Origin of the sequence: Lentzea terrae, assembly GCF_003265345.1 — a bacterium.
In the GTDB taxonomy this organism is placed as follows: domain Bacteria; phylum Actinomycetota; class Actinomycetes; order Mycobacteriales; family Pseudonocardiaceae; genus Lentzea; species Lentzea terrae.
In genome coordinates this window covers 48,763-72,950 of the sequence record NZ_QFWW01000036.1, presented here as the reverse complement: position 1 = coordinate 72,950, position 24,188 = coordinate 48,763, and the positions used below count along the sequence as shown (strand labels likewise).

The following is a 24,188-nucleotide window of genomic DNA, read 5'->3' as shown; positions in this document are numbered from 1 at the left end:
AAGGCATGTGGCAGCCGGAGACCAGGAACCGAGCGATGCTGATGCTCGCGGTCTTCCTGCCTGCCCTCTACGCCTTCACGTTGTTCTCCTCGCCGACCGAGGTCGTCGCGGCCGTGACCGCGCTCGCCCTCGCGTTGATCGTGGTCGTCGCGCTGGTGCCGCTCTCGGTGGCACCGGCGCGGTCGCTCTCGATCCGGGAACGAGCCCAACGATCAGCTCAACTGCGGCTGCGCAACCCTGACGCCGCAGGCAGGCCCCGTCCTCGAGCACCGGGATGCCGGACGTTCTGACACGTCCCGCTGATCCCAACTCGATACGGAGAAACACCCCTTGTTCGCTGACCTGGGCGCTGCCCTGGCGAGCTTCGGCATGCCCGCGCTCGCCATCGTGCTGTTCACCATCGCCGTGCGGCTCGCGCTGCACCCGCTCTACCGCGCGGCCGTGCGCGGCGAGAAGGCCAAGGCCAAGCTCGCCCCGGAGATCCAGAAGCTGCAGAAGAAGTACGGCAAGGACCTCATGCGGATGTCCGAGGAGTCGCAGAAGGTCTACAAGAAGCACGGCGTCTCGATGTTCGCGGGCATGCTGCCGATGCTCGCGACGATCCCGTTCTTCATGGTCATCTACCAGGTCGTGACGACCCCCAACCCCCTTCTGGAGGGATCGATTTTCGGGGTTTCGCTGAGTGCTCACTTCATGAGCACTTTCGACTGGGTGTTCTTCGCGCTGTTCGGTCTGCTCGCCGTGGTCGCGTACCTGACCGTGCGGTGGCAGAAGTCCCAGATGACCACGACGCCGACGCCGGGGTTCATGACCGGGCTGATCAAGGTGCTGCCGTTCGGCACGATCCTGGTGGCGGCGTACCTGCCGCTGGCCGCCGGGCTGTACCTGCTCACCACGACGACGTGGACGATCGCGGAACGGGCGCTGCTCTACCGCATCCTGAGCTGAAGCTGGGCGACGAGCCGGACGAGCGGGTCCTCCAGGTCGAGATCGATGCGCTTCAGCCGGTACCGCAACGTGTTCGGGTGGACGTGCAGCCGTTCCGCAGCGGCGCGCACGTCGCCCAACGCGTCCAGGTAGGCCAGCAGCGACTTGGCGAGCTCAGGGTCGAGCGCGTCGATCCGGGGATCGCGGATCCGCGGGTTGTCCTGCAGCAGCGCGAGAATCTCGCTCACCAGCACCTGTGAGCGGACGTCGGCCAGCGTCGCCACCTCGGCGTCGAGGTCGCGGGCCATCGCGTCCAGCACGCGTTCGGCTTCCTGCCGGGAGATCTGCGCGTCGTCCAATGTGGACACGGTCGAGCCGACCGCGGCCTGGACGGACGTGTGCAGGTGCCGTCGTGCGGTCGTGACGATTTCCCTTGTCAGGTTCAGGAGCTGGGCGTTCGGGGCGAGGTCGGGCAGCAGCACGTAGGTGCGGCCGCCGGACTCGCTCACCAACGCGCTGCGCCGGTACGCCGCCGCGTGCACGGAGATCAGGCCGGTCATCTCGGCCCGGCGGAGTTCGTGTTCACTGCGGTCGCCTTCACCGCCGCGCAGCGCGAAAACCACGACGGCGGCAGGCTTCTGCGGATCTGCGCCGATCTGGCCGGCGACCGTGGCCGCGTCCATCCTGCCGGTGAGCAGCGCGGCGAGGAGGTTCTCGCGGAACCGCGACGTCGGCTGGTTGCGCTGCTGGATCAGGTGCGGCGCGGTGACGCGGGCGGCGCCGAGCAACGCCCGTTCGGCCTGTTCGGTCAGCGGCTGGTCGCCTTCCTGCACCCAGATCGCACCGAGCGGCTGTGTGCCCGCGTGGATGCCGACGGCGATGCGGCGGCGGATGCCGAGCTCCGGGCGTTCGTCGATGCGGACGACCTCTTCCGACGACCGCAACAGGTTGTAGACGCCCCACTCGCGCAGCATCTTCAGGTACGGCTCCGGGCCCTGGCGGCCGAGGATCGAGAGCCGGCGCAGCTCGTCGACCTCGTCGGACGAGCGGGAGTAGGCGAGGACGCGACTGGCGGTGTCCTCGATGCTGACGATGCCGCCGGTGAGGGTGGCAATCGTTTGCGCGAGCGCGAACAGGTCGCCGAGCACCTCGCCGTCGTCGGTGGTGGTCGTGAGCACGCCCTTGGCCAGCGACTCCAAGTGACCCCAGCGGACCTCCGGCCGGACTTCGAGCAACGCCACGCCCGCATCGGTCGCAGCCTGTTCCAGAGCCTGCGAACTTTCTTTCACCGCCACCGCGGCCGCCTTGGCCTTGCCGGCGGCTCTGATCAGCGGCAATGCGGCCCGACCTCGAGCTCCGATGATCAAGGCGAGATCACCGGCCGCCACGTCCGGCGGGTCGTCCGGGTCCATGATCACGACATCGCGCACGTCGACCTCCAGGCCGTTGGGCGCGACCTGCAGTTCGACGAGTGGATCACCCAGAGCGATCAGGATGTGGCGAAGACTCATGGTTGTTCGATCGTACATCTGACCCGGTGAATCTTGGCCGGTCGCACAACAGGCGGACAGAGCGTCGGACTTACGGTTTGGGCACCCCATCTCAAAGAGGAGTTGCCGAGTGGACGCTGTCACCCAGGTTCCCGCCCCGGTCAACGAGCCGGTGCTGCAGTACGCCCCCGGTACCCCGGAGCGCGCGGAACTGCAGGCCAAGCTGGCCGAGCTGCAGAAGGAGCCGCTCGAGCTGACCTTGACCATCGGTGGCGAGCAGCGCATGGGTGGCGGACAGCGTTTCGACGTCGTCCAGCCGCACAACCACCGCTCGGTCCTCGGCACCCTGGCCGGCGCGACCCAGCAGGACACCCAGGACGCCGTGCGCGCGGCCCGCGAGGCTGCCCCGGCGTGGCGCGCGATGTCGTTCGACGACCGCGCGGCCATCCTGCTGCGCGCCGCCGACCTGCTCGCCGGTCCGTGGCGGCAGACGCTCAACGCCGCGACGATGCTCGGCCAGTCGAAGACCGCCATCCAGGCCGAGATCGACTCCGCGTGCGAGCTGATCGACTTCTGGCGCTTCAACGTGCAGTTCGCCCGCAACCTGCTGAGCGAGCAGCCGATCTCCTCCCCCGGCGTGTGGAACCGCACGGACCACCGTCCGCTTGAGGGCTTCGTCTACGCGATCACGCCGTTCAACTTCACCGCCATCGCCGGCAACCTGCCGACCGCGCCCGCGCTGATGGGCAACGTGGTGCTGTGGAAGCCGTCGCCGACCCAGTCGTTCGCCGCGCACCTCACCATGCGGCTGCTGGAAGAGGCGGGCATGCCGCCCGGCGTGATCAACCTGCTGCCCGGTGACGGCCTGGCCGTGTCCGAGGTGGCGCTGAACTCCCCCGACCTCGCTGGCATCCACTTCACCGGCTCCACCGCGACGTTCCAGAAGCTGTGGGCGCAGGTCGGCGCGAACATCGCCAACTACCGCTCGTACCCGCGGATCGTCGGCGAGACCGGTGGCAAGGACTTCATCCTGGCGCACCCGTCGGCCGACCCGGACGTGCTGCGCGTCGCCATGATCCGCGGTGCGTTCGAGTACCAGGGCCAGAAGTGCTCCGCCGCGTCGCGCGCCTACGTGCCGCGCTCGGTGTGGAACAAGATCAAGGACCAGTTCCTGGCGGAGGTCGAGGCGCTGACCTACGGCGACGTCACCGACTTCTCGAACTTCGGTGGCGCGGTGATCGACCGCCGTTCGTTCGACAAGCTGTCAGGCGTGCTGCAGGCCGCCCGTGCGGACTCCTCGCTGGAGATCGCCGCCGGTGGCACCGCGGACGACTCGGACGGCTTCTTCGTCCGCCCGACCGTGCTGCTCGGCTCCGCCCCGGCGAACTCCGTGTTCACCACCGAGTTCTTCGGTCCGGTGCTCGCGGTGCACGTCTTCGAGGACGCCGACTACCTGACCGTGCTCAAGCAGATGGAGAGCGCGGCGCCGTACGGTCTGACCGGCTCGATCATCGCCCGCGACCGCGCTGCCGTGGCGCACGCGCAGGAGGAGCTGCGGTTCGCCGCCGGCAACTTCTACGTCAACGACAAGCCGACCGGTGCCGTCGTGGGTCAGCAGCCGTTCGGCGGCGGCCGTGCGTCCGGCACGAACGACAAGGCGGGGTCGGTCCACAACCTGCTCCGCTGGGTCAGCCCGCGCTCCATCAAGGAGACCTTCGCGGCGCCCACCAACCACCTGCACCCGCACCAGGGGGCGTGATGCTGCGCAACAGCCTTCTTCTCGCTTCTCGTTCCAGGGGAACACGAAAGCTCGTCGAGTCGACGCCGCTGACCCGGCCGGTCGTCGAGCGGTTCGTAGCGGGTGACGACGTGGATGCGGCGATCCGCGCGACCGCCGAGGTGCTCGCCGACGGCCGGTTGGTCACGCTCGACCACCTCGGTGAGGACACCGTCGAGGAGTCTCAGGCCAACGACACCGTCGAGGCGTACCTGACGTTGCTCGCGCGGTTGGAGTCGCACGGGCTCACTGACGGCGCCGAGGTGTCGGTCAAGCTGTCCGCGGTCGGCCAGTCGCTGGCGATCGACGGCGAGAAGATCGCGCTGGAGAACGCCCGGCGGATCTGCTCGGCCGCCGCTGTCGTCGGCACGACCGTGACGCTGGACATGGAGGACCACACCACCACGGACTCCACGCTGGGCATCCTGCGTGAGCTGCGGGTGGACTTCCCGTGGGTGGGTGCGGTGCTGCAGGCGTACTTGCGGCGCACCGAGCAGGACTGCCGCGACCTGGCCTACGCCGGTTCGCGCGTGCGGCTGTGCAAGGGCGCCTACCAGGAGCCTGCTTCCGTTGCGTGCCAGGACAAGCACGACGTCGACCTGTCGTACGTGCGGTGCCTCAAGGTGCTGATGGAGGGACAGGGCTACCCGATGGTGGCCTCGCACGACCCGCGCCTGATCGCGATCGCCGCCGACCTGGCTTCGTCGCGGTCGAAGGACTCCTACGAGTTCCAGATGCTGTACGGCATCCGGCCGGAGGAGCAGCGCCGGATCGCTGGTGAAGGCAACCGGATGCGCGTGTACGTCCCGTACGGCGACGAGTGGTACGGCTACTTCATGCGGCGGCTGGCGGAGCGTCCGGCCAACGTGGCGTTCTTCATGCGGTCGCTGCTGACGAAGAGCTGAGCGCCTCGGCCGTTTCCAGAGCGAACTCCAGCTTCACCGGCTCGCCCACCGCGCGCATGATCTCCACCGCGCGGTGGGTGAGCCGGAGTGCTTTCTGCAGCTGGTACTTCGTCTCCGCGCACAGTCGGGCGTAGATCGTGAGCGTGTCGGCGTAACCGGGTTCCTGGTCCAGGTCCTTGCCCGTCAGGTGCCACAGCACCACGGCCGTGTGCGCCGTGTTCCTGGCTTCCACCCGTCGTCCCGCGGCGCGGAGCTTGCACGCGTGCTGCTGCAGTGCCCCGATGTAGGCGCCGGGCGACTTGTCCTTGTGCGCCCGCCAGATGTCCAGCATCAGCTCGGACGACTCCAGCGCGTGCGCGTGATACTCCATTTCGGACAGTGTGGCCGTCATGGGCTGCATGGCGAGCGCGAGCTTGATCCCGAAGAAGTCGATGAGCTGCGACGGCAGCCGCCGCACGATGTCGAACAGTTCCTTGGTGCTGGTGAGCGCGTGGTCGATCTCGTCGTGGATGAGCTGCTGTTCGGTGAGCGCGGCCAGGGCGATGGCGACGTCGACCTGGTGCCAGACGGTGTTCTCGGCCGCCAGTTCCCGGTACACCGCAACGGCTTCCTGCGCCGCGAGCAGTTCCGCGTCGAAGTCGAAGGCGACCTTGACGACGTTGAGCAGTGCGGCGCCGAGGCCTTTCTGGTCGCCGGTCTCCCGCCACAGCATCACGGCTTCCTGCGCGGTGAGCTTGGCGTCCGGGTCCTGGCACAGGTCGCGCAACGCCTGACTGTGCCGCATCAACGCGTCCGCGAGCTCCGGCCGGAACGTCTGCGGGTTCACCACGGCGAGCCGGCGGAAGACCTCGACGGCCTCCTTGAGCGTCTCGCTCGCCGCCTCTGCCCGGCGCAGCTCGACCAGCATGCTGCCGGCCGCGGCGAGGTTGCGGGCCAGTTCCGGTTCGTAGCGCGGGTCTTCCTGAGCCAGGATGCGCCAGTTCGCGATCGAGAGCTGCATGGAGTCGGCGGCGTAGGTGTGCTCGCCTTCCTCGTGGTAGCGGCGGGCCACCGTGGCCGCGACCCTGGCGAAGTCGACGCGGAACAGCGCGGGGTGCGTCTTCGCGAGCTCCTGGTACATCAGCGTGGCGCGGCTGATGGCGTCCATCGACTGTTCCGGCAGGCCGAGCGCCTGGTAGCGGTAGCTGATCTGCTCCAACGCCGAGGCGAGCTGCGGGATCGTCTCCGGGTCGTCGATCGCGATCTCGTGCCAGAGCCGGATCGCCTCCTCCGAGACCTGGAGGACCTCCTCGGCGCGGTGGACGGCGATGAGCCTGAGGCCGAGGTCTCCCAACGAGTCCGCGAGCAGCGGGCGGTTCTCGCGGTCCTGCTCGACGAGCTCGCGGTAGCACTCGACCTCGTTCTTCGACGCTTCGACGGCTTCCTCGCGCAGACCGCAGAGTGCGGTGCGGGCGCTGAGCATCCCGTACATCTCGGCGCGTTCGAGGGTGTCCTGGGCGCGCTCGATGAGGCGTCTCGTGAGCATGGCGGGGATGGCGTCGGCGGCGAACCGCTCGTCGCGGAAGACCTGGCGGGCGATGTGCTCGAGCGTGGCGAACGAGCCGATCTCGGCGGCGCTGCGGAGGCTGTCGCGCTGCAGGTCCAGCACGATCTTCGGGTCCCTTGCGATGACCTCGTCGAGCTTGGGCATCAGGTGTGGGTGGCGCTGCGCCGCGCGGGCGAGCAGGTCCGGGTCGGGGGTGTCCGGGGTGGCGACGGCGAGGCAGTCCTCGGCGATGCGACCTTTTTTGGGACCGTCGTCGCGTTTCAGGAGCTGGCGGATGAGCTGGGTGCGGTTGACGTCGCAGGGGTCGCCGTGGACCGCGGTCAGCGCGGCCAGGTGCAGGTCGAGGACGGTCTCGCCGGCGATGTTGGGCGGCGGCTCGTCCGGCGCGGTCACGTTGAGCTGCTTGGCGAAGTGCCGGCAGGCGAGGCTGAACGACTCGGCGCGGTCTTCCATGGTCGGTTCGAGCGCGAGATCGGTGACCTCGTGGTCGAAGTCCGCGATGCGCTGGCGGGTGGAGGACCACCACCAGCCCGTGGTCCTCGCCGCCAGCAGCACCCGCGTGCGCGCCGGTCCGTGCCGGAGCGTGTCCTGCAGCCTTTCGAAGATGTCGTTCCAGGTGAGGCGGTCGGCGTCGTCGATCACCAGCAGGCGGCCCTCGTGGCGCTCCTCCTGGAAGCGCTGGAGGAGCCTCGTCTTGCCCGCGCCTGCCGGTGCGTGCAGCAGCAGAGACGCTTGTGGCGCGGGGCTGTCGCGCCAGAGCGTGAGTGCTTCCAGCTCGGATTCTCTGCCGTGAAAGGGGACCACCTGTTGGGTGGGGTCCAGCAGTGCGGCGACGCTGAGTGCTCGGTCCACAGCCTCATAGTCGGCTTGCGGTCAGGCCAGGGGTAGGAAGACCACACCATCGTGGAGTCTTCCCGTTTCTCCTTCACTCCTTTGCTGACTGGCTTGGAGATCCTCCAACGGTCAGGTGCGTCGGGCGAGGTGATGCCGGTAGCTCTCGTACTCGGCGACGAACTTCGGGCGGATGCGGGTCAGCTCCAGGACCTTGGAGAGGGCGTCGCGATGGCCGATGAAGTCCGCGCCCGCGTAGTGCGCGCCGCCGAGGCCGCCGATGATCCGTGCCCTCATGGGCATCTGCTTGCGGGCGTACTCCTTGCGGAAGAAGCTGCCTGGTGCCATGCGTCGGCGGATCGAGCTCTTCACGTTCTCCGTGACGTCGCGCTCGTAGATCCACGCGAAGTCTTGGATCTCCTGCAGTTCGCCGAACCGTTTGGTTGAGCGGGCGTCGAACACGTCGATGATCGAGAAGTGCCCGCCGGGCCTGAGCACGCGGGCGACCTCGCGGAAGAACCGCTCGACGTCCGGGTAGTTGTGCGAGCTCTCGACGTTGATGACGAGGTCGAACTCGCCGTCCTGGAAGGGCAGTTGCTCGGCGTCGCCCTCGACGTAGCCGAGCCGGTCGCCGCGGGCGAGCAGGGCGTTGGCCCTGCGGATGGCGGCCGCGGAGAGGTCGAGGCCGACCGCTCGGGCAGGGTCGACGAGCCGGGCGAGGAAGTTCAGGCCCTCGCCCATGCCGCAGCCGACCTCGAGCACGTTGAGGGTCCTGAAGTCGTTTTTGCTGAATGGCAGACCCTGGAGGGTTTGATAGTAGAGCTGCTCGGAGAACGTGTCGCTGACGCCCGCGTTGAAGTTCGGGCAAATATCGGTCAGTTCTTTCAGCAGATCCGGGCAATGCATGCCCCAGTTCCAGAAGTCGCCGGTCCGCGACCACGAGGCCACGTCGTCGTAGACCGCCGAGACGGCACCTTTGAGCTGGTCAGCGTCGGGGATGCCGGTGTTGAGGTCGCGCAGCCCGGTGGCCGCGTTGCCGTTGGTCATGAGAGCTCTCCCAAGGTGAGCGTTCCTTTGGTTCGCACTGTGGCAGCGCTCCCACTAGGAGATGTCCTTTTGTGTGCGCATTTCGGGGGAATTCATAGAGTCTGCGTTTGTTGCTTTGGCTTCCAATTCTTCCCGGTACATTTCCCGGTTTCTCGGCTTCAGCGTGGACTGAAACTGTCAGACCTCCGCTGCACAATCAGGGGGTGCTGGTAGCCCTCGTCCCGGAAGCGGACGGTGCGGGCCGGTGGCAGAAGCTGCACGACGACGGGACACCCGCCGGTCCCGCGATGTCAGCTCCGTCCCTGGCCTCCGCCGTCGCGTCGCTGGAGCGTGCCCACAAACCGCGCTGGGTGTGGGCCGACACCTCCGAGGTCTACCCGGACCTGCTCACCGCGGGCGTGCGCGTCGACCGGTGCTGGGACCTGCACCTGACCGAGGCGTTGCTGCTCGGTTCCGAAGGCAGGCACCGGGAGCCGCGCGAGTTGCCCGCGGCGCTGGCGCGCGTCCTCGGGCTGCCGGCGCCGGCCGATCTGGGGCCGCGCAAGAAGGACGTGGAGCTGACGTTGTTCGCGCCGGAGCCGGTGCAGTTGCCGGGCGGCACCGACGAGCTGGCGGCGTTGTCGCTGGTTTACCGTTCGCAGCAACGGAATCCTGGTTTGGGACTGCTGATCGCGGCGGAGTCGGCGTCCGCGTTGGTGGCCGCCGAGATGACGCACCACGGGTTGCCGTGGCGGGAGGACGTGCACAACCGGATCCTCGAGGAGGTCCTCGGCCCGCGCCCGATCCCTGGCACGCGACCGAAGTTGTTGCAGGACCTGGTCGACCAGATCCAGGAGGCGTTCGACGGCCGCGAGATCAACCCGGATGCGCCGGCGAGCATCGTCCGTGCGTTCTCACGTGCCGGCATCGAAGTCCCGTCCGCGCGCCGCTGGGTGCTGAAGAAGATCGACCACCCCGCAGTGGAACCGTTGCTGGACTACAAAGAGCGCGCACGGCTGTGGGTGGCACATGGCTGGACGTGGCTCGACGCGTGGGTGCAGGACGGCCGCTTCCGCCCGGACTACGTCGTAGGTGGCGTGGTGTCAGGCCGCTGGGCGTCGCGCGGCGGTGCGGCGTTGCAGATCCCGAAGCTGATGCGGCAGGCCGTGATCGCCGACGACGGCTGGTGCCTCGTGGCAGCCGACGCCTCGCAGCTCGAACCGCGAATTCTCGCCGCCCTGTCCGGGGATGCGCGGCTGATGGAAGTCTGCGGCGACGACGACCTGTACGCGGCGCTCGCGGAAGACTCGTTCGCCGGCGAGCGCCCGCGCGCGAAGATCGCGATGCTGTCCGCGATGTACGGCGGCACGTCCGGTGAGGCCGGCCCGCTGCTGGCCGTGCTGCGCAAGAGGTTTCCCGTTGCCGTGGGCTACGTTGAGGCAGCGGCTCTGGCCGGCGAGCAGGGCCGGATGGTGCGCACTCGGCTGGGCCGCACCTCGCCCACACCGTCCGCGGCGTGGCAGGAGCTGACTGGCGGCGCCGACGAAGCCGGCGAGGTGTCGAGTTCCTCACGGCAGGCGGCGCGAAACTGGGGCCGCTTCACCCGCAACTTCGTCGTGCAGGGCAGCGCGGCGGACTGGACGGCGGCGCTGCTCGGCGTGCTGCGCAACCGTTTGCCCGCCGACGCCCACCTGGTGTTCTTCCAGCACGACGAGGTGCTCGTGCACTGCCCGCGCGCGGACGTGAACGCCGCGATCGAGGCGATCGCGGACGCTGGACGTGAGGCGACTCGGTTGCTGTTCGGCGAAACATCGGTGCGGTTCCCCATGAACGCCGTACCGGTGCAGTGCTACGCCGACGCAAAGTAGCCCGATCGCCCACACCGTCCGCGCAACAAGGCGATCACACAACCCACTCGCCGGCGTGGACACCGCTACCGAGGCGATCAGCGCCGGGCGCGAGGCGACCCGGTACCTGCTCGGTGAACATCGGTGCGGTTCCCCATGAACGCCACACAAGCGCTGTACAACGCCGACGCAAGCAGCCCGATCGCCCACACCATCCACACAACCAGGCGATCGCGCACAACCCATGCTGGCCTGGGCACCGTTACCGAGGCGATCGGCGCCGACCGCGCGGCGACCCAGTAGCTGCTCGGCGAAAACATCGGTGCGGTCCCCATGAACGCCGTACCGGTGCAGTGCTACGCCGACGCGAAATAGTCCAAACGAGACGCAGCGTGACCGGCCACTTCTCCGGCCGTTACTCCGGATGGCCGCTTGTTCACGCGCCGTGAGAGCGCTCTCATAAATGGACTGCACCCGTGACAAGGAGGTCACTCGCGCATGAGGCAACGCCGCCGCATCCTCGCGGCCACGACAGCGCTTATTGCCGCGGTACCCCTGGCGATCGCCGCCATGTCCGCCAACGCTTCGATCCCACCCCCTGCAGCGGGATGGACGCAGGTGTGGGGTGACGACTTCAACGGTCCCAACGGGTCGCTGCCGTCGAGCTCCAACTGGATCTTCGAACTCGGTCACAGCTACCCGGGAGGCCCCGCGAACTGGGGCACCGGCGAGATCCAGAACTACACGAACAGCACGCAGAACATCAAACTCGACGGCTCCGGCAACCTGCGCATCACCGCGCTGAAGGACGGCGCGGGCAACTGGACGTCGTCGCGCATCGAGACCCAGCGCGCGAACTTCAAGCCGGCGCCGGGTGGCAAGCTCGCCATCGAGGGCCGCATCCAGATGCCGAACGTCACCGGCCAGGCCGCGCTGGGCTACTGGCCGGCGTTCTGGGCGCTCGGTTCGCCATTCCGCGGCAACTACTGGAACTGGCCGGGCATCGGCGAGTTCGACGTCATGGAGAACGTCAACGGCATCAACTCGGTCTGGGGCGTGCTGCACTGCGACGTCGCTCCCGGCGGTGCCTGCAACGAGTTCACCGGCATCGGCAACTCGCGGGTGTGCCCCGGCGCCTCCTGCCAGTCGGCGTTCCACACCTACCGCTTCGAGTGGGACGACGCCGAGAAGAGCTTCAAATGGTTCGTCGACGGCCAGCACTTCCACACCGTCACGCAAGCACAGCTCGGCGCGGGCGTGTGGGACCGGATGACCTCGCACGCCGGGTACTTCATCCTGCTGAACCTGGCGATGGGCGGCGCGTTCCCGAACGCGCTGAACAACGGCCAGCCGACCCCTGTCGCGGCCACTCAGTCCGGCCACTCGATGGTCGTGGACTACGTGGCCGTCTACACGGCTGGCGGCGGACCCACCACTCCCCCGACGACCACGACGACGTCGAACCCCGGCGGTGGAGGTTCGGCGTACAGCGAGCTGCAGGCGGAGAGCGCGTCCGAGCGCTCCGGCGGTTCGGTGGCGCCGGGGGATGGTGGTTCCGGCGTGCACCAGATCGCGAACGGCGGCTACCTGAAGTTCTCCGGCGTCAACTTCGGCACCGGTCCGGCGCGGCAGTTCTACGCCCGCGTGGCGTCGGGTGCCGGCGGCGGGGTGAGCGGTCTGGTCGAGGTGCGGCTCGGGTCGCGGACGGCGGCTCCGGTCGGGTCGTTCGCGGTCGGCAACACCGGTGGCTGGGACGCGTGGAGAACCATTCCCGCGAACATCTCCAACATCAGCGGGACGCACGACGTGTACGTGACGTTCACGTCCGGGCAGCCCGCGCCGTACGTGAGCGTGAACTGGGTGAAGTTCGGAACCTGACCCCTGCGCGGCCTCTCCGGTGGCTGGGCTAGAATCTCGTCCTGCACGGACGATTAGCTCAGCGGGAGAGCACTACCTTGACACGGTAGGGGTCACTGGTTCAATCCCAGTATCGTCCATCTGAACTCGGAAGCCCTGCTCCTCATGGTGAGGAGCAGGGCTTCCGTCGTTTCACCTGGGGAGCAGGTAGAGCCAGTACTTCTGGCTCGCCGGGCTGGACGAGTGCGGCCCGGTGCAGTCCCAGCGGACCGTCTTGCCGGACGCGTAGTACTGGAAGCCCGCCGTCTCACAGGCGGACTTCGTCGGGTACTTCTTGTACGGCTCCTGCGCGGACGCCGTGCCCGCACCGGCGAGGATCACGCCCAACGCCACCGAAACAGCCGCGGCCGTGCTCAGGATTCGCTTCATTGACATTCCTCCCAGTCGATGTCGTTGATCATCCTGCCACGACGGGGTCATGGGAGAATGGCCGCGTGTACGCCGAACGTCCCGCGCCGGCGGGCCTGGCCTGCCTCTGGACGCGCACGGTTTCCGCGGAGATCGTGCAGCGGGTGGTGCCGGACGGGTGCACGGATCTGATGTGGACACCGGCCACGGGTGCGCTGTTCGTCGCCGGTCCGGACACGGCCGCGCAGCTCGCCGTGGTGGCTCCGGGCACGTTGTACGGGGTGCGGTTGCCGCCTGGGGCGTTTCCGTCCGTGTTCGGGGTGCCCGCGCATGCCGTCAGGGATCAGCGGGTCCCGTTGGCGGAGTTGGTTCCTGACGTTCGGCTTTCGTCATTCTCGGACATGGTGTCGTTCTGCGCTTCGCGGGTGGTGGTGGATCCGGCCCTGGCGGCGACGGCTTCGTTGCTGCGGTCTGCGGATGTGGCCACCGCTGCCTGGGAGATCGGGTTGAGCTCACGTCAGCTGCGACGCCGGTCCCTGGACGCGTTCGGGTATCCGCCCAAGGTGCTGCAACGGGTGCTGCGGTTCGACTTCGCGATGCGCCTGGCCTGGCGCGGCCTGCCGTTCGCCTCGGTGGCGCATGAGGCCGGTTACGCAGACCAGGCGCATCTGGCTCGCGAAGTGCGGTCGTTGGGCGGGGTGCCGCTGGGTCAGCTGATCCGGCCGTAACGCCGCAGGGTCAGCAACGCCTCGACGGTGGCGATGGAACGCCATTCGAAGTTGACCACCGGGGTGAACGCCGGGAAGCCGAAGTTCCAGCCGCCGTCTTCCTGTTGTCCGCGCTCAAGTTCGTCAAGGTCTTTGCCGAATTCTTCGTCGGTGAACCACCGGCGGGCGAGGCTGGTGGGCTTTTCCGCGTAGTGATGCGGGGCCATGCCTTCGTCGTCGTCTTCGTAGCCCTCGGCGTTCAGGTGCTTCAGCTTCTCGGCCGCGAGTTCCGCTCGCTGCCGGTCCTTGGTCTCGTCCAGGAACATCACGGCCCCGCGGAGCTCGTACGGGTGGGTCTTCTCGAGCTTGTCGATCTCCTGCCAGCAGTAGTCGCTGGCCCGGTCGAGCCACGGATGGGTGATCTTCAGGGCGAGCAGCGCAGCCGCGATCTGCGAGGTGAGGAGCAGTCCGCCCTGGTCGTCGGCCGCCACCCAGGGCGCCTTGGGGTGGTCCTTCGAGGTGGACATGCCGAACGGGACACTCCCGTCGGGACAGGTGGCTTCGAGCCAGGTAAGGACCGATTCCGCGTGCTCAGGGGCGTTGACCGCGCCGAACATCTGCAGCGCGCGCAGGGCGTGCAGCGGCTGGCTGGTGGGGCCGCGGTGGTCGGGTTCGAGGGCGTGGCCATAGCCACCGTCGTCGTTGCGATGAGCCAGCACGGCCTGGACCACCCCGTTGGCCGAGCCGCCGTCGAAAGCGTGCTCGAACCAGCGTTGTTCCAGCGTGCGGGCGTTGTGCCAGATGAAGTTCCGCGCTCGTTCGATCATGTCTCGAACCTAGGCCGGTCGTCACGCTGGGTCTTGAACGAATCGGCCATGTGACCTGATCAGCTGATTCGATCGGCTCCATGGGGAACCGGCCCTGTGCGAAAATCCTCTAACAGGGGTGTGGAGTTCTGAGGGGAGCTGGCCGAGATGCTGATGTTCGACGCAGTGGTGCCGGTGAGGGCAGGCGCAGCAGCCGGTGCCGCGGCGGGCAATGTCGCCTCCGGCGCTGGTGGCGCGGGTACTGCCAAGTTCAGCGTTGATCCAGATCAGGCGCAGAAGATGATCGACGGCCTGAAGCAGGCGATCGAACGACTGGTCGAGCTCGAGCAGCAAGCCGGCCGTCTGCAAAGGTCAGGAGCTCCCGGTCCTGACCCCTACAGCGGGTGGGCAACCCTCGCGATGCGCCAAGCAGCAGGCAAGGACCCTGGCGGTTATGCCTGGGCCAATGAAGCTGCGCAGAAAGCGCTCGAAAAGACGATCGAGAACATCGAGAAGGCTCTGGCCAAGTACCGGGGCACGGACGAAGCGGCGAAGAACGCTGTGAAGGGCTGACACGATCTTGAAGCGCATGACCGCCTTGTTGACCGCCGTCCTCGTCACCGGCGTCCTCGCCGGGTGCTCGGAGAAGACCCCTGGTAACGCTGGCACGACGACGCCAACCGCCAGCGACCAGACGGGCAGTTCGCCTACGAGCACCGATTCCCCGTCGGGACTCAGCATCGACAAGTTCGTCAGCAAGCCGTGCGAGATTCTGACGGCTGCCCAGGTCGCAAAACTCGGTTCCGTCCGCGCACCTCAGGCCGGCAGCGACGTGCTCGGCCCGCTGTGCACTTGGAAGGGCCAGGACGTCATCAAGAACTCCACCTACACGATCTCCGTGACCAAGGACAAGGACGTTGACGAGATGGTCGCCAACGTCAAGAGCGACCCGGTGTTCACCGATCACAAGGTCGACGGGGTGCGCCTCATCACCAGCGACGAGACGAACGGTGAGATGAGCTGCGCAACGATCATCCAGGCGTCCAAGACTGACTCGGTCACGCTGCAGGTCAGCGTCGCGAAGGACGAGCGGGCGACGAAGAAGCCCTGCACTGAGTCCGAGACAGTTGCAAAGATGATCATCGAAAACCTGAGGGGGTAGCAGTTATGGCTGGGGACGAGCCGAACATCGGAGGCTTCCTGATGCTGCCCTTTGCGGGCGGCAACACTGTTTACAACTGGTTCGAGAAGGGCAAAGGGCCGAGCCAGAGCACAGCACCGAGCGCTCAGGACTGGCGCGCGTTGTCCGCCGGTCACTCTGACGTCTCGAGGCTGATCGAACAGGCGGTCAAGGACTCGGGTGCCTCCTGGGAGGGTGCGGCCGGTGACGCAGCGCGCGGTGCGACCTCGCCGCTTGCCACCTGGGCGGAAATGACGGGAGAGTCCGCCACTTCCGTTGCTACGACGTCGGACACTGTCGGTCAGGCGTACGTCGACGCCAAGTACAAGATGTCGAAGCCGCCCGAGGTCCCCGACAAGCCGTTCCTCAACGACTTGAAGCCCTGGACGACGGACTACGACAGAACCGTCGAACAGAACCAGAAGGTCAACGAGCAGAACATGGAGGCGTACTCCCAGTACGGGGAGACCGTCTCCGCCAGCACCAACAACATGCCGACCTTCATCTCCCCCAACCCCAACGACGCGGGCATGGTGGAAGAGGGCGGCGGCAAGATCAAGAAGGTTGACCCGCCCGGCACCGGCGACCCGTACACGCCGCCCGGCACCGGAACACCTCCGGGCACCGGACGTCCTCCCGGCAGCGGCGACGACACCAACCTGTCGCAGTGGAAGCCGCCCGGCAGTGGCGACGACACCACGAACCCGTCGCGGCTTGATCCCAACGACCCGCGCAACCGGCCGCCCGGTATCGGCGACCCGAACGACCCGCGCAACCGGCCTGGTGGCGACCCCAACATCCCGCCCGGTGGCCGGTGGGATCCGAACAACCCGAACGACCCGCGCAACCGCGGGCGGTTCGACCCCAACGACCCGCGCAACCGGCCTGGTGGGCCGAACGATCCGCGCAACCGGGCCGGTGGGCCTGGTGGGCCCGGTGGTGGCGGCGGTGGTCGTGGCGGGGGCGGCGGTGGCCTTGGTGGTGCCGCGGCGGCTCGGGGCATGGGTGGTCCTGGCGGCATGGGCAGCGGCTTTGGCGGCGCTGCCGGTGTCGGTGAACAGGGGCGCGGTGGCGCTGGTGGCTTCGGGCCGGCTGGTGCTGGTGCGGCTGGGCGTGCCGGCGCGGCCGGCATGGGTGCCGGTGGTATGGGTGGCGCCGGCGGTAAGGGACAGGGTGACGAGGACAAGGAACACAAGTCCGCGTCGTACTTGCAGGAGACCGAGGACATCTTCGGTGACGGAACGATGGTGGCTCCGCCGGTCATCGGCGGTTAAGGAGAGAACGTGCTGAGAAGCAGGGTCGCCATCCCCGTCACGGCGCTCTACCAGGCGTGGCAGGCGGCGGGCCTGCCGTCGTTGCACCGTGCGCTGCTCGCCCAGGTCGACTTCGACGAGGACCTCCTCGAGTCGGGCGATCTGAGCGAGCTCGAACGGTTGCAGCGCACGGCGTGGGCGCAACTCGAGCAGTACGGGCTGGCGCGCGGCAACCAGGTCCACCCGGACCTCGCCAACGCGCTGCGGCTCGTGGTGGAGGCCGGCGTTGAGTACTGGGCGTTCTTCAGCTTGAAGGACGGCCCGCAGCAGAGCGTGCTGGTCGTGTCGAACGGCCAGGACGCGCTGCGGATCGTGCTGACGCCGGATCAGCAGTTCGTGCTGGAACCGGTTCGCCCGGAGGAGGCACCGCAGGCGTTGGTCGGCGCGCTGCCGCCCACGCCGGCCGGCAAGGGCAACCCGATCACGTTGCCGGAGGACGCGCTGGAGCAGAAGCCGCGGCAGTCCTATGAGGACACCGGGTCGTTCATGCAGCAGAGCCGGCCGACCAGCACGCCGAACGACCAGCTGGTCGCGCAGCTCAAGGAGATCATGAACCAGCCGCGCACCGGCGGCGGGCAGGTCTACTCGGCCAAGCGCGACCACCTCGGCCGCAAGCAGCGGTGCGTCAACCCGCTCACGTTCATCGACACGACGAGCGGGCGCTACATCGCGGCCAAGGACCAGGGCTGGCTGCGGGTGCAGCCGGCCGACTTCGGCACGCTCGCCCAGATGACGGCGACGATGCCCTAGGGGTTGTTGAACCGCAGCGCGGTCGGGCCCAGCTCGGCCGGGCTGCGGTGACCCGACAGCCCGAGCGTCAGGTCGAAGTCCGCGAGCAGGCTCCGCAACACGTGCTTCACCCCGACCTGCCCGCCGTGCGCGAGCCCGTACGCGAAGGGCCGTCCGACCATCACCGCCTTGGCGCCCAACGCCAGCGCCTTCACGATGTCCGCGCCGGTCCGGATCCCGGAGTCGAAGAGCACGTCGACCTGCTCCCCCACCGCCTCGACGATCGACGGCAGCGCGTCCAGAGACCCGACCGCGCCGTCGACCTGGCGCCCACCGTGGTTCGAGACGATGACACCGTCCATTCCGAACTCCACGGCCTTGCGCGCGTCGTCCGGGTGCTGGATTCCTTTGAGGACGATGGGCCCGTCCCAGTGCTCGCGCAGGAAGGCCAGCTGCTCCCACGACTTGTCGGTGCCCGTGAAGAGTTGCACCCACCGCAGGATCGCCATCGGCAGGTCCTCCTCCGGCGACTTCTGCAGCCCGGCGCGGAAAACCGGGTCGCTGAACGGGATCGCCGTGCCCACCCCGCGCAGGAACGGCAGGTACGCCTGGTCGAGGTCGTGCGGCCGCCACGCCAGCGTCCACGTGTCGAGCGTCACGACCAAAGCCGTGTACCCGGCTTTCTTAGCCCTCTCCAGCAGCGAAGCGCACACGTCCGGGTCGTTCGGCCAGTACAGCTGGTACCAGCGCGGCCCGTCTCCGGACGCCTCAGCGACCTCCTCGATCGTGTGCGAGGACGCCGTCGACAACACCATCGGCACACCCAGCTCAGCCGCCGCCCGAGCGGTCGCCAGCTCGCCGTCCGGGTGCAGAATCGACTGCACGCCAACAGGTGCGAGCATCACGGGCGCGGGCAGCTCGGTGCCCAGAACCGAGACCCCGAGATGCCGCTCGGTCGCGTTGGTGAGCATCCGCGGCACGATCTGCACCCGCTCGAACGCGTCCCGGTTCGCCCGCACGGTGGCGCCCGACCCCGCGCCTCCCGCCACGTACCAGAACGGCCCCGGTCCCAGCCGCTCGCGCGCGGACTGCTCCAGCGCGTTCGGATCGGTGGTGAACGGCGGCACCGCGCCGCCGAGCCCTTGCAGGTAGATCTCGTTCTGGTACGCGGCGAATGAGGTCATGCGCCCTAGCTTGCTACGAGGCAAGCGCCGTGACCACCAGCCTTCGCCCTGTATTTCGACGTTCAGACGGGTGCATCGTGGTGCCGGCCCCCGCCCTCGTACTGGTTGTACGGGGGCGCGGGGCCGGTGCCGCGAGGCAGCCTGCTGGGCGCCGGAAGACACGGCGAAGGTTGGTGGTCACGGCGCTGGCTGGACCAGGAAGAACTCGTTGCCGAACGGGTCGCTGAACCAGGTGGCCCGATCACCCCACGGCATGGTCTCCGGTGCGGCCTTGACCTGCACTCCCTTCTCCGCAAAAGCAGCAACGTCACCGTCGATGTCGTCGGTGATCAGCGAGATCCCGCAGCCCATCGAGAACGACACGTTGGGCGTGTCGTTCAAAGACAGCGCGAACGCCGTCTGGGCGCCGGGAGGAGCGACGGTCAGCCAGCGCATGCCCGCCTCGTTGCTGTCCTGTCGCTTCTCCCAGCCCAGCACGTCCACGTAGAACGCCAGAGCGTCGTCCAAAGACCGGACGTTGATGGTCACCGAGTGCGCATGAGTAATCATGCGAGTGACGCTAGGCGCGCGCCCCCACCGGACGCTTCTTCGAAACTGCTCGACGTGGCCAGCGCTGCTCCAGCCAGATGGCGACCGGGGCGGCGGTGACCACTGTGGACAGCGTGCCCGCGACGAGGCCGATCAGCAGCGCCGTCGCGAAGTTGGCCAGCGAGCCGTCGCCCAGGACCAGCAGAGCCGACAGCACGAAGAGCACGCCGATGCCGGTGTTCACGGTGCGGGGCACGGTTTGCACGACCGCGTCCGACACCACGTCCGGGTACGACGCCGTGAACCGGGAGCCGCGCAGCGAACGCAGGCGGTCGAACACGACCACCGAGTCGTTGACCGAGTAGCCGATCACGGTCAGCAAGGCCGCGAGGAACACGCCGTCCGCGGTCTTGCCCAGCCACGCGAACACGCCGACGAGCACCAGGACGTCGCTGAGCAGCGCGGCGACCGTGGCGAGGCCGAGGCGCCAGTCGAAGCGGATGGCGAGGTAGCCGAGCTGGGCGGCGACGGCGATGGCCAGGCCGATCACGGCGTTGCGGCGCAGTTCGGACGACAGCGACGGGCCGATCAGCTCGTTGCTGGACTGGCGGGCGCCGCCGTCCACCGCAGCGGAGACGACCGAGCCGAGGCGGGACGAGTCCGCGTCGGAGATCGGGCCGGTGCGCAGCGAGACCTCGTTGCCGGAGGAGGACACGACCACGTCCGCGAAGCCCGCGTCGGACAGGGCGGTGCGCACGCGACCAGGGTCGAAGGGACCGCCCGCGGTGAAGTCGAGCATGCGACCGCCGGTGAACTCGACCCCCAGGTTCAGGCCGCGCACGAACAGCCCGGCGAACGCCACCAGCACCAGCACACCCGCGCTGACCAGCCACGCGGACGGCCGCCGGTACAGCACGACGGACAACCGCTGCCGCACCCAGCCGAGCGTGTGCAGACCGCTCAGCCGAGGGCGCTTCGACACAAAGCGCAAACCCAACACCCACAGCACCAGGACGCGCGACAGCACGAGAGCGCTGAACATCGAGGCCAGCACACCGATGGTCAACGTGACGCCGAACCCGCGAACGGGACCAGTGGCCAGCCAGAACAGCAAGCCCGCAGCCAACAGCGTCGTCACGTTCGAGTCGGCGATCGCGCTCAACGCACCGCGGAACCCGTTCTCCCCTGCACGGCGCAGGTTTGGTTTTCGGGCGTACTCCTCGCGCGCCCGTTCGAAGATCAGGACGTTCGCGTCGACCGCCATGCCGATCGCCAGCACGAAGCCGGCCAGACCGGGCAACGTCAACGTCGCGCCGACCGCCAGCAGCCCGGCGTAGGCGACGCCCGCGTAACCGGCCAACGCCACGACGGCCAGGAAGCCGGCCAGGCGGTAGGCGAAGATCAAGAACAACGAGGTCAGCGCGATACCGATGATCGCGGCCTTCGCACTGGCCTCGATGGCCTCCGCGCCCAGCGTGGCGCCGACGGTGCGCTGTTCGATCACCTCGACCGGCACGGGCAGCGCGCCGGAGCGGATGACGAGAGCCAGTTCCTTGGCCTCTGCCTGGGCGAACCGGCCGGTGATCGTCGTGGCGCCGCCTGCCTGACCGGCGCCGCACGGCGTGTCGAGGCTGACCTCCGGCGACGAGATCGGCTTGCCGTCCAGCACGAACGCGATCTGGCGGCCGGGGGCGCCGGACGCCTCGCAGGCCGCCTCGCCGGTGACCTTCTGCCACTGCCCAGGCGCGTCGCCCTGGAACTGGATGTTGACCACGAAGCCCGCGCCTTGCGGGTTGCGGACCGAGGAAGCGTCGGAGATGCCTTCGCCGGTCATGACGGTCTGGCCGTTGCGCTGCACCAGGAGTTGCGCGGTGCGGCCGAGGACCTTCACCGCCTCTTCCGGGTCCTCGACGCCGGGCAGTTCCACGACGATGCGGTTCTCGCCGGAGCGGGCGATGACGGGTTCGGCGACGCCGAGAGCATCGACTCGACGCCGCAACACCTCCAACGAACGGTCAGCGGCGTCGGCGTCGCCCTTGGCCTCGAGGACGATCTGGGTTCCTCCCCGGAGGTCGAGGCCCAGGCGGGGATCACTGGTGAGCAGCAGAAATGCGGATGCGACGAGGACCCCGAGCGCTATCAGACCGCGCACGAGGAGACCCCGCCGCGCGTTGTCGCGCGACATGGGTGAAAGAAGCCTTCCGGGAAAAGTGGTTGCTGGAAACGGGGTTTCAGCGACCGGAAGGCGGCGAGCGGTCCCGCTGCGGCGTCCAGCGGATGCCGTCGGGCGCGCGGTGGACGCGGCGGGCGAAGGAGACGAGGAAGCGGACCGGCAGTGCGGGCTTCGCCACCGGTGGCACGTCCATCGGCAGCTGGGCCTGCGGCACCTGCGCGGCGTGGTGGTTGTGCGGCTTGGGCGCGGCGCCCGGCAGGTTCGCGTGGTCGTGCGCGTACCGGACGACGGAACCCTCGGCGGGCGCCGGTGCGGGCGCGGCGACGATGAAGAGCTGTCCGAGGAACAGCATCATCGCGAGCGCGACCGCGTTGCGACGCATCACCGCTTCCTGCCTCCCCCGACGTACACGAGCGCTCCCCCCACGACAGCGCACAACCAGGAAAGCACAAGTGGCTGCATCGTGGTGGCTCCGAAGAACAACGCCACCGTCCACGCGACCAGGATCAGCGCTGACGCCGCGAGCAGCGACACCGTCACGGCGAGCTTGCGCAGGCCGAAGAGCAGCTTGAACGGACGCAACCGCAACGCCACGACGAGGCAGCACAGCACCAGCGCGCCGGTGAAGAACCCCAGGTAGGGCGTGGGCCGCGGCATGCCGGCGATCAGCGCGAGTAAACCGCCGCCGACCAGCAGCAACGACAGCGTCCGCAACGAACGCCACACCTGGACCTTGTTCAGCTGCAGCGGCGCGGGCTTCGCGGACCGGCGCCGTTGCACGGTCGCGAGGTTGGCCTTGGAGTCCGCGTCGGACGGGTCGAGCTTGATCGCGCTGCGGTAGGCGTGCTCGGCGGTGCCCCAGTCGCGCATCCGCAGGGCCGCGTCGCCGAGGACCTGGAACGCCCGCGCCTCGGCCGGGGCGAGTTGCGAGGCGTGCAGGGCCGCGTCGAACGCCTCGACGGCGCCGTCCTGGTGGTCCGCGAGCACCTCGGCCAGCACGACGTAGCAGCGCCAGTCGCCAGGTTTGCGGCGCACGGACTCGCGCGCCGCGACCGCCGCCTCCTGGTGCCGGCCGAGGTCGCTCAACGCCAGCGCCGCGAGCCGCTGCGGCCAGGCCGGTTCGCCGTCGAGGACCATCGCCCGCTTGGCCGAGTCGAGTGCCTGGGCCGCCTCACCGAGGTCGAGGTGGGCGGCGGCGAGCCGGCACCACGCCTCGGCGTGCCGAGGGTTCGCCGCCACCAGGGGCCGCAGCAGGTCGATCGCCTGCCGCGGTTTCCCCGAGGCGGTGAGCTCGGCGGCGCGCAGCAGCACCGCGGTCATCGGCTCGGACACGCCGCACAGTGTGACAAAGCGCCTCCGAGCCTCGAACGGGTGACCTCCGCAGGCCAGCGCCGGGTGCTCAGCCCGCAGCGCCGAACCAGCGCGCGAGCTGACCCTCCAGCTCCTCCTGGTCCGACCCGACCCACGCCACGTGCCCGTCCGGCCGCACCAGCACCGCGGGCGCGGCCAGCTCCTCGCTCACGTCCACCACGTGCTCGACCCGGTCCGCCCATTCCCCCACCGACAACGCCCCGGTCTGGTCGAGCAGGATCCCGCGACCCGAGTGCATCAGCGAGTACAGCCCGCCCCGCTTCAGCGCGAGATCTCCGATCCGCCGCCCCACCAGGTCGTCAGCGGCGCCGAAGTCGTACCGGATCGCCACCGCGATGATCTTCTCGACCAGGTACCTGTTGACCTCCTCGAACGCCACCAGCTCCGTCAGCAGCCGCCGCACCGACTGCGGGCCCGGCTCGACCTTCATCAGCTCGATCTGCGCGCGGGTGTTGTTCAGCACCTCCTCGGCCACCGGGTGCCGCTCGGCCTCGTAGGTGTCCAGCAAATCGGCAGGCGCCCAGCCGTGCACGGCCGCCGCGAGCTTCCAGCCCAGGTTGAACGCGTCCTGCAGGCCCAGGTTCAAGCCCTGGCCACCGGTCGGCGGGTGGATGTGCGCCGCGTCGCCCGCCAGGAACACACGGCCGGCGCGGTACCGCGCGGCCTGCCGGGTGGCGTCGCCGAAGCGGGACAGCCACTGCGGCGAGTGCACGCCGAAGTCGGTGCCGGCGACCCGCCGCAGCTCCTCCTTGAACTCCTCGAAGGTCGGCATGACCGCGCGGTCCTCGGCCACGTCCGATGCGGGCACGATGACCCGGTACGTCGCGGAGCCGCCGATCGGGCCGATGCCGAACCGCTTCTGGGTTTTGCGGATCTCGGTCATCACCGGCAGGACCTCTTCGAACGGCACGCCGATCTCCATCTCGCCGAGCAGCGTCTCCACCCGCGACGGCTCGCCGGGGAAGTCGATTCCGACCAGCTTTCGCACGGTGCTGCGGCCGCCGTCGCAGCCGACCACGTACCTGGCCCGCAACGAGGTGCCGTCCGCCAGCTCGACGGTCACGCCCTCGTCGTCCTGCGTCAGGCCGGTCACCGTGCAGCCGCGCCGGATCTCGGCACCGGCTTCGACGGCGTGCGACGCGAGCAGCCGTTCGGTCACCGGCTGCGGCATCCCGAAGACGAACGGGTACTTGGTGTCGAGACGCTCCGGTGCGGCCTTGTCGATGCCCGCGAAGAACCCGGCGAGCGGGTACGTCTTGCCGAGCGCCAGGAACCGGTCCACGAGGCCGCGCTGGTCCAGGATCTCGAGGCTGCGGGCGTGCATGCCGAGCGCCCGGACGACCTTGGTCGGCTCCTCCTCCCGCTCCAGCAGCACCACCCGCACACCGTGCAACCGCAGTTCGCCGGCGAGCATCATGCCGGTCGGTCCGCCGCCGGCGATGATGACGTCGATCATGGAGTCCCCATTTCCCCAGGTAAATCACGTTGGCCGGGAAAGAATGAGGCACACCCCGGGTCTTGTGGCAAGCCCCCTGGTGCGCTATATGTTGAAGTGGGAGGAGAGCGATCTCCTCCATTCGTCG

The 24,188-nt window shown here is 68.6% G+C and carries 22 protein-coding genes and 1 tRNA gene; 12 read left to right on the top strand and 11 right to left on the bottom strand.

What is annotated here, in order from left to right:
* Nucleotides 1–5: 5 nt before the first annotated feature.
* Together DI276_RS44360 and DI276_RS44355 are read left to right on the top strand one after the other, a co-directional pair.
* Nucleotides 6–290: a DUF6412 domain-containing protein gene (locus DI276_RS44360; protein WP_112275451.1), complete on the top strand. Its 285-nt coding sequence runs from the start codon at nt 6–8 to the stop codon at nt 288–290.
* A gap of 40 nt (nt 291–330) precedes the next feature.
* Nucleotides 331–948, top strand: coding sequence for a YidC/Oxa1 family membrane protein insertase (locus tag DI276_RS44355; RefSeq protein ID WP_112275449.1), 618 nt, complete (start codon nt 331–333; stop codon nt 946–948).
* Here DI276_RS44355 and DI276_RS44350 read toward each other — a convergent pair.
* Entirely contained in the window at nt 930–2,438 is a 1,509-nt protein-coding gene (locus DI276_RS44350; RefSeq protein ID WP_112275447.1) for a PucR family transcriptional regulator, read from the bottom strand. The two genes, DI276_RS44355 and DI276_RS44350, sit on opposite strands and share 19 nt — an antisense overlap.
* A 109-nt stretch (nt 2,439–2,547) precedes the next feature.
* On the opposite strand from DI276_RS44350, the gene pruA reads away from it, so the two are divergent.
* Together pruA and DI276_RS44340 are read left to right on the top strand one after the other, a co-directional pair.
* On the top strand, nt 2,548–4,176 hold the full coding sequence (pruA, locus tag DI276_RS44345; RefSeq protein WP_112275445.1) for an L-glutamate gamma-semialdehyde dehydrogenase: 1,629 nt from the start codon (nt 2,548–2,550) through the stop codon (nt 4,174–4,176).
* Nucleotides 4,176–5,099 (top strand): proline dehydrogenase family protein, encoded by a 924-nt coding sequence (locus DI276_RS44340; protein ID WP_112275443.1) that lies wholly within the window; start codon nt 4,176–4,178, stop codon nt 5,097–5,099. Before pruA ends, DI276_RS44340 begins: the two co-directional genes overlap by 1 nt.
* Here the strand turns inward: DI276_RS44340 and DI276_RS44335 are convergent.
* A complete protein-coding gene (locus tag DI276_RS44335; RefSeq protein ID WP_112275441.1) occupies nt 5,071–7,497 on the bottom strand; it encodes an ATP-binding protein in 2,427 nt (808 codons plus the stop codon). The genes DI276_RS44340 and DI276_RS44335 overlap by 29 nt on opposite strands.
* A gap of 111 nt (nt 7,498–7,608) precedes the next feature.
* The gene (locus tag DI276_RS44330) at nt 7,609–8,523 is read right to left on the bottom strand and encodes a class I SAM-dependent methyltransferase (protein WP_112275439.1); all 915 of its coding nucleotides are present in this window, start codon (nt 8,521–8,523) and stop codon (nt 7,609–7,611) included.
* A 206-nt stretch (nt 8,524–8,729) separates the two neighbouring features.
* On the opposite strand from DI276_RS44330, the gene DI276_RS44325 reads away from it, so the two are divergent.
* From DI276_RS44325 to DI276_RS44315, 3 genes are all read left to right on the top strand, one after another.
* Nucleotides 8,730–10,370, top strand: coding sequence for a bifunctional 3'-5' exonuclease/DNA polymerase (locus DI276_RS44325; protein ID WP_408610638.1), 1,641 nt, complete (start codon nt 8,730–8,732; stop codon nt 10,368–10,370).
* 477 nt (nt 10,371–10,847) lie between these two features.
* The gene (locus tag DI276_RS44320) at nt 10,848–12,227 is read left to right on the top strand and encodes a carbohydrate-binding protein (RefSeq protein WP_112275435.1); all 1,380 of its coding nucleotides are present in this window, start codon (nt 10,848–10,850) and stop codon (nt 12,225–12,227) included.
* A gap of 47 nt (nt 12,228–12,274) precedes the next feature.
* Nucleotides 12,275–12,346: transfer RNA gene (locus DI276_RS44315), tRNA-Val, on the top strand.
* Between the two features lie 52 nt (nt 12,347–12,398).
* On the opposite strand, the gene DI276_RS44310 is transcribed toward DI276_RS44315, so the two are convergent.
* Entirely contained in the window at nt 12,399–12,635 is a 237-nt protein-coding gene (locus DI276_RS44310) for a hypothetical protein (protein WP_112275433.1), read from the bottom strand.
* 65 nt (nt 12,636–12,700) lie between these two features.
* On the opposite strand from DI276_RS44310, the gene DI276_RS44305 reads away from it, so the two are divergent.
* A complete protein-coding gene (locus DI276_RS44305) occupies nt 12,701–13,342 on the top strand; it encodes a helix-turn-helix domain-containing protein (protein WP_198681281.1) in 642 nt (213 codons plus the stop codon).
* Here DI276_RS44305 and DI276_RS44300 read toward each other — a convergent pair.
* Nucleotides 13,324–14,148, bottom strand: coding sequence for a hypothetical protein (locus tag DI276_RS44300; RefSeq protein ID WP_112275431.1), 825 nt, complete (start codon nt 14,146–14,148; stop codon nt 13,324–13,326). The genes DI276_RS44305 and DI276_RS44300 overlap by 19 nt on opposite strands.
* Nucleotides 14,149–14,295: 147 nt before the next feature.
* Between DI276_RS44300 and DI276_RS44295 the strand changes: the two genes are divergently transcribed.
* The 4 genes from DI276_RS44295 to DI276_RS44280 are packed head-to-tail and all read left to right on the top strand — an operon-like array spanning nt 14,296 to nt 17,370.
* Nucleotides 14,296–14,700, top strand: a complete 405-nt coding sequence (locus DI276_RS44295; RefSeq protein WP_112275429.1) for a hypothetical protein — start codon at nt 14,296–14,298, stop codon at nt 14,698–14,700.
* 16 nt (nt 14,701–14,716) lie between these two features.
* Complete coding sequence (locus DI276_RS44290) at nt 14,717–15,289, top strand: DUF3558 domain-containing protein (protein WP_112275427.1); 573 nt, start codon at nt 14,717–14,719, stop codon at nt 15,287–15,289.
* Between the two features lie 5 nt (nt 15,290–15,294).
* The gene (locus DI276_RS44285; protein WP_112275425.1) at nt 15,295–16,581 is read left to right on the top strand and encodes a PPE domain-containing protein; all 1,287 of its coding nucleotides are present in this window, start codon (nt 15,295–15,297) and stop codon (nt 16,579–16,581) included.
* Nucleotides 16,582–16,590: 9 nt separating this feature from the next.
* On the top strand, nt 16,591–17,370 hold the full coding sequence (locus tag DI276_RS44280; protein ID WP_112275423.1) for an ESX secretion-associated protein EspG: 780 nt from the start codon (nt 16,591–16,593) through the stop codon (nt 17,368–17,370).
* Here the strand turns inward: DI276_RS44280 and DI276_RS44275 are convergent.
* The 6 genes from DI276_RS44275 to rox all read right to left on the bottom strand — a co-directional run bounded on the left by DI276_RS44275 (nt 17,367) and on the right by rox (nt 24,061).
* Entirely contained in the window at nt 17,367–18,533 is a 1,167-nt protein-coding gene (locus DI276_RS44275; protein ID WP_112275412.1) for a lactate 2-monooxygenase, read from the bottom strand. The genes DI276_RS44280 and DI276_RS44275 overlap by 4 nt on opposite strands.
* A gap of 177 nt (nt 18,534–18,710) precedes the next feature.
* Complete coding sequence (locus DI276_RS44270) at nt 18,711–19,082, bottom strand: VOC family protein (RefSeq protein ID WP_112275410.1); 372 nt, start codon at nt 19,080–19,082, stop codon at nt 18,711–18,713.
* Nucleotides 19,083–19,092: 10 nt separating this feature from the next.
* Nucleotides 19,093–21,246, bottom strand: a complete 2,154-nt coding sequence (secD, locus tag DI276_RS44265; protein WP_112275408.1) for a protein translocase subunit SecD — start codon at nt 21,244–21,246, stop codon at nt 19,093–19,095.
* A 46-nt stretch (nt 21,247–21,292) separates the two neighbouring features.
* Nucleotides 21,293–21,616: a hypothetical protein gene (locus DI276_RS44260; RefSeq protein ID WP_112275406.1), complete on the bottom strand. Its 324-nt coding sequence runs from the start codon at nt 21,614–21,616 to the stop codon at nt 21,293–21,295.
* On the bottom strand, nt 21,616–22,566 hold the full coding sequence (locus DI276_RS44255; RefSeq protein WP_112275404.1) for a tetratricopeptide repeat protein: 951 nt from the start codon (nt 22,564–22,566) through the stop codon (nt 21,616–21,618). Before DI276_RS44255 ends, DI276_RS44260 begins: the two co-directional genes overlap by 1 nt.
* Before the next feature lie 67 nt (nt 22,567–22,633).
* Nucleotides 22,634–24,061: a rifampin monooxygenase gene (gene rox, locus DI276_RS44250; protein WP_112275402.1), complete on the bottom strand. Its 1,428-nt coding sequence runs from the start codon at nt 24,059–24,061 to the stop codon at nt 22,634–22,636.
* Nucleotides 24,062–24,188 lie beyond the last annotated feature (127 nt).

Bases quoted from the DNA above. Each gene is read 5' to 3' on its own strand.
- DI276_RS44330 (WP_112275439.1), bottom strand. From the start codon at position 8,523: ATGACCAACGGCAACGCGGCCACCGGGCTGCGCGACCTCAACACCGGC.
- DI276_RS44320 (WP_112275435.1), top strand. From the start codon at position 10,848: ATGAGGCAACGCCGCCGCATCCTCGCGGCCACGACAGCGCTTATTGCC.
- DI276_RS44285 (WP_112275425.1), top strand. From the start codon at position 15,295: ATGGCTGGGGACGAGCCGAACATCGGAGGCTTCCTGATGCTGCCCTTT.
- DI276_RS44340 (WP_112275443.1), top strand. From the start codon at position 4,176: ATGCTGCGCAACAGCCTTCTTCTCGCTTCTCGTTCCAGGGGAACACGA.
- DI276_RS44300 (WP_112275431.1), bottom strand. From the start codon at position 14,148: ATGATCGAACGAGCGCGGAACTTCATCTGGCACAACGCCCGCACGCTG.
- rox (WP_112275402.1), bottom strand. From the start codon at position 24,061: ATGATCGACGTCATCATCGCCGGCGGCGGACCGACCGGCATGATGCTC.
- DI276_RS44310 (WP_112275433.1), bottom strand. From the start codon at position 12,635: ATGAAGCGAATCCTGAGCACGGCCGCGGCTGTTTCGGTGGCGTTGGGC.
- DI276_RS44360 (WP_112275451.1), top strand. From the start codon at position 6: ATGTGGCAGCCGGAGACCAGGAACCGAGCGATGCTGATGCTCGCGGTC.
- DI276_RS44295 (WP_112275429.1), top strand. From the start codon at position 14,296: ATGCTGATGTTCGACGCAGTGGTGCCGGTGAGGGCAGGCGCAGCAGCC.
- DI276_RS44275 (WP_112275412.1), bottom strand. From the start codon at position 18,533: ATGACCTCATTCGCCGCGTACCAGAACGAGATCTACCTGCAAGGGCTC.
- DI276_RS44260 (WP_112275406.1), bottom strand. From the start codon at position 21,616: ATGCGTCGCAACGCGGTCGCGCTCGCGATGATGCTGTTCCTCGGACAG.
- DI276_RS44350 (WP_112275447.1), bottom strand. From the start codon at position 2,438: ATGAGTCTTCGCCACATCCTGATCGCTCTGGGTGATCCACTCGTCGAA.
- secD (WP_112275408.1), bottom strand. From the start codon at position 21,246: ATGTCGCGCGACAACGCGCGGCGGGGTCTCCTCGTGCGCGGTCTGATA.
- DI276_RS44290 (WP_112275427.1), top strand. From the start codon at position 14,717: ATGACCGCCTTGTTGACCGCCGTCCTCGTCACCGGCGTCCTCGCCGGG.
- DI276_RS44270 (WP_112275410.1), bottom strand. From the start codon at position 19,082: ATGATTACTCATGCGCACTCGGTGACCATCAACGTCCGGTCTTTGGAC.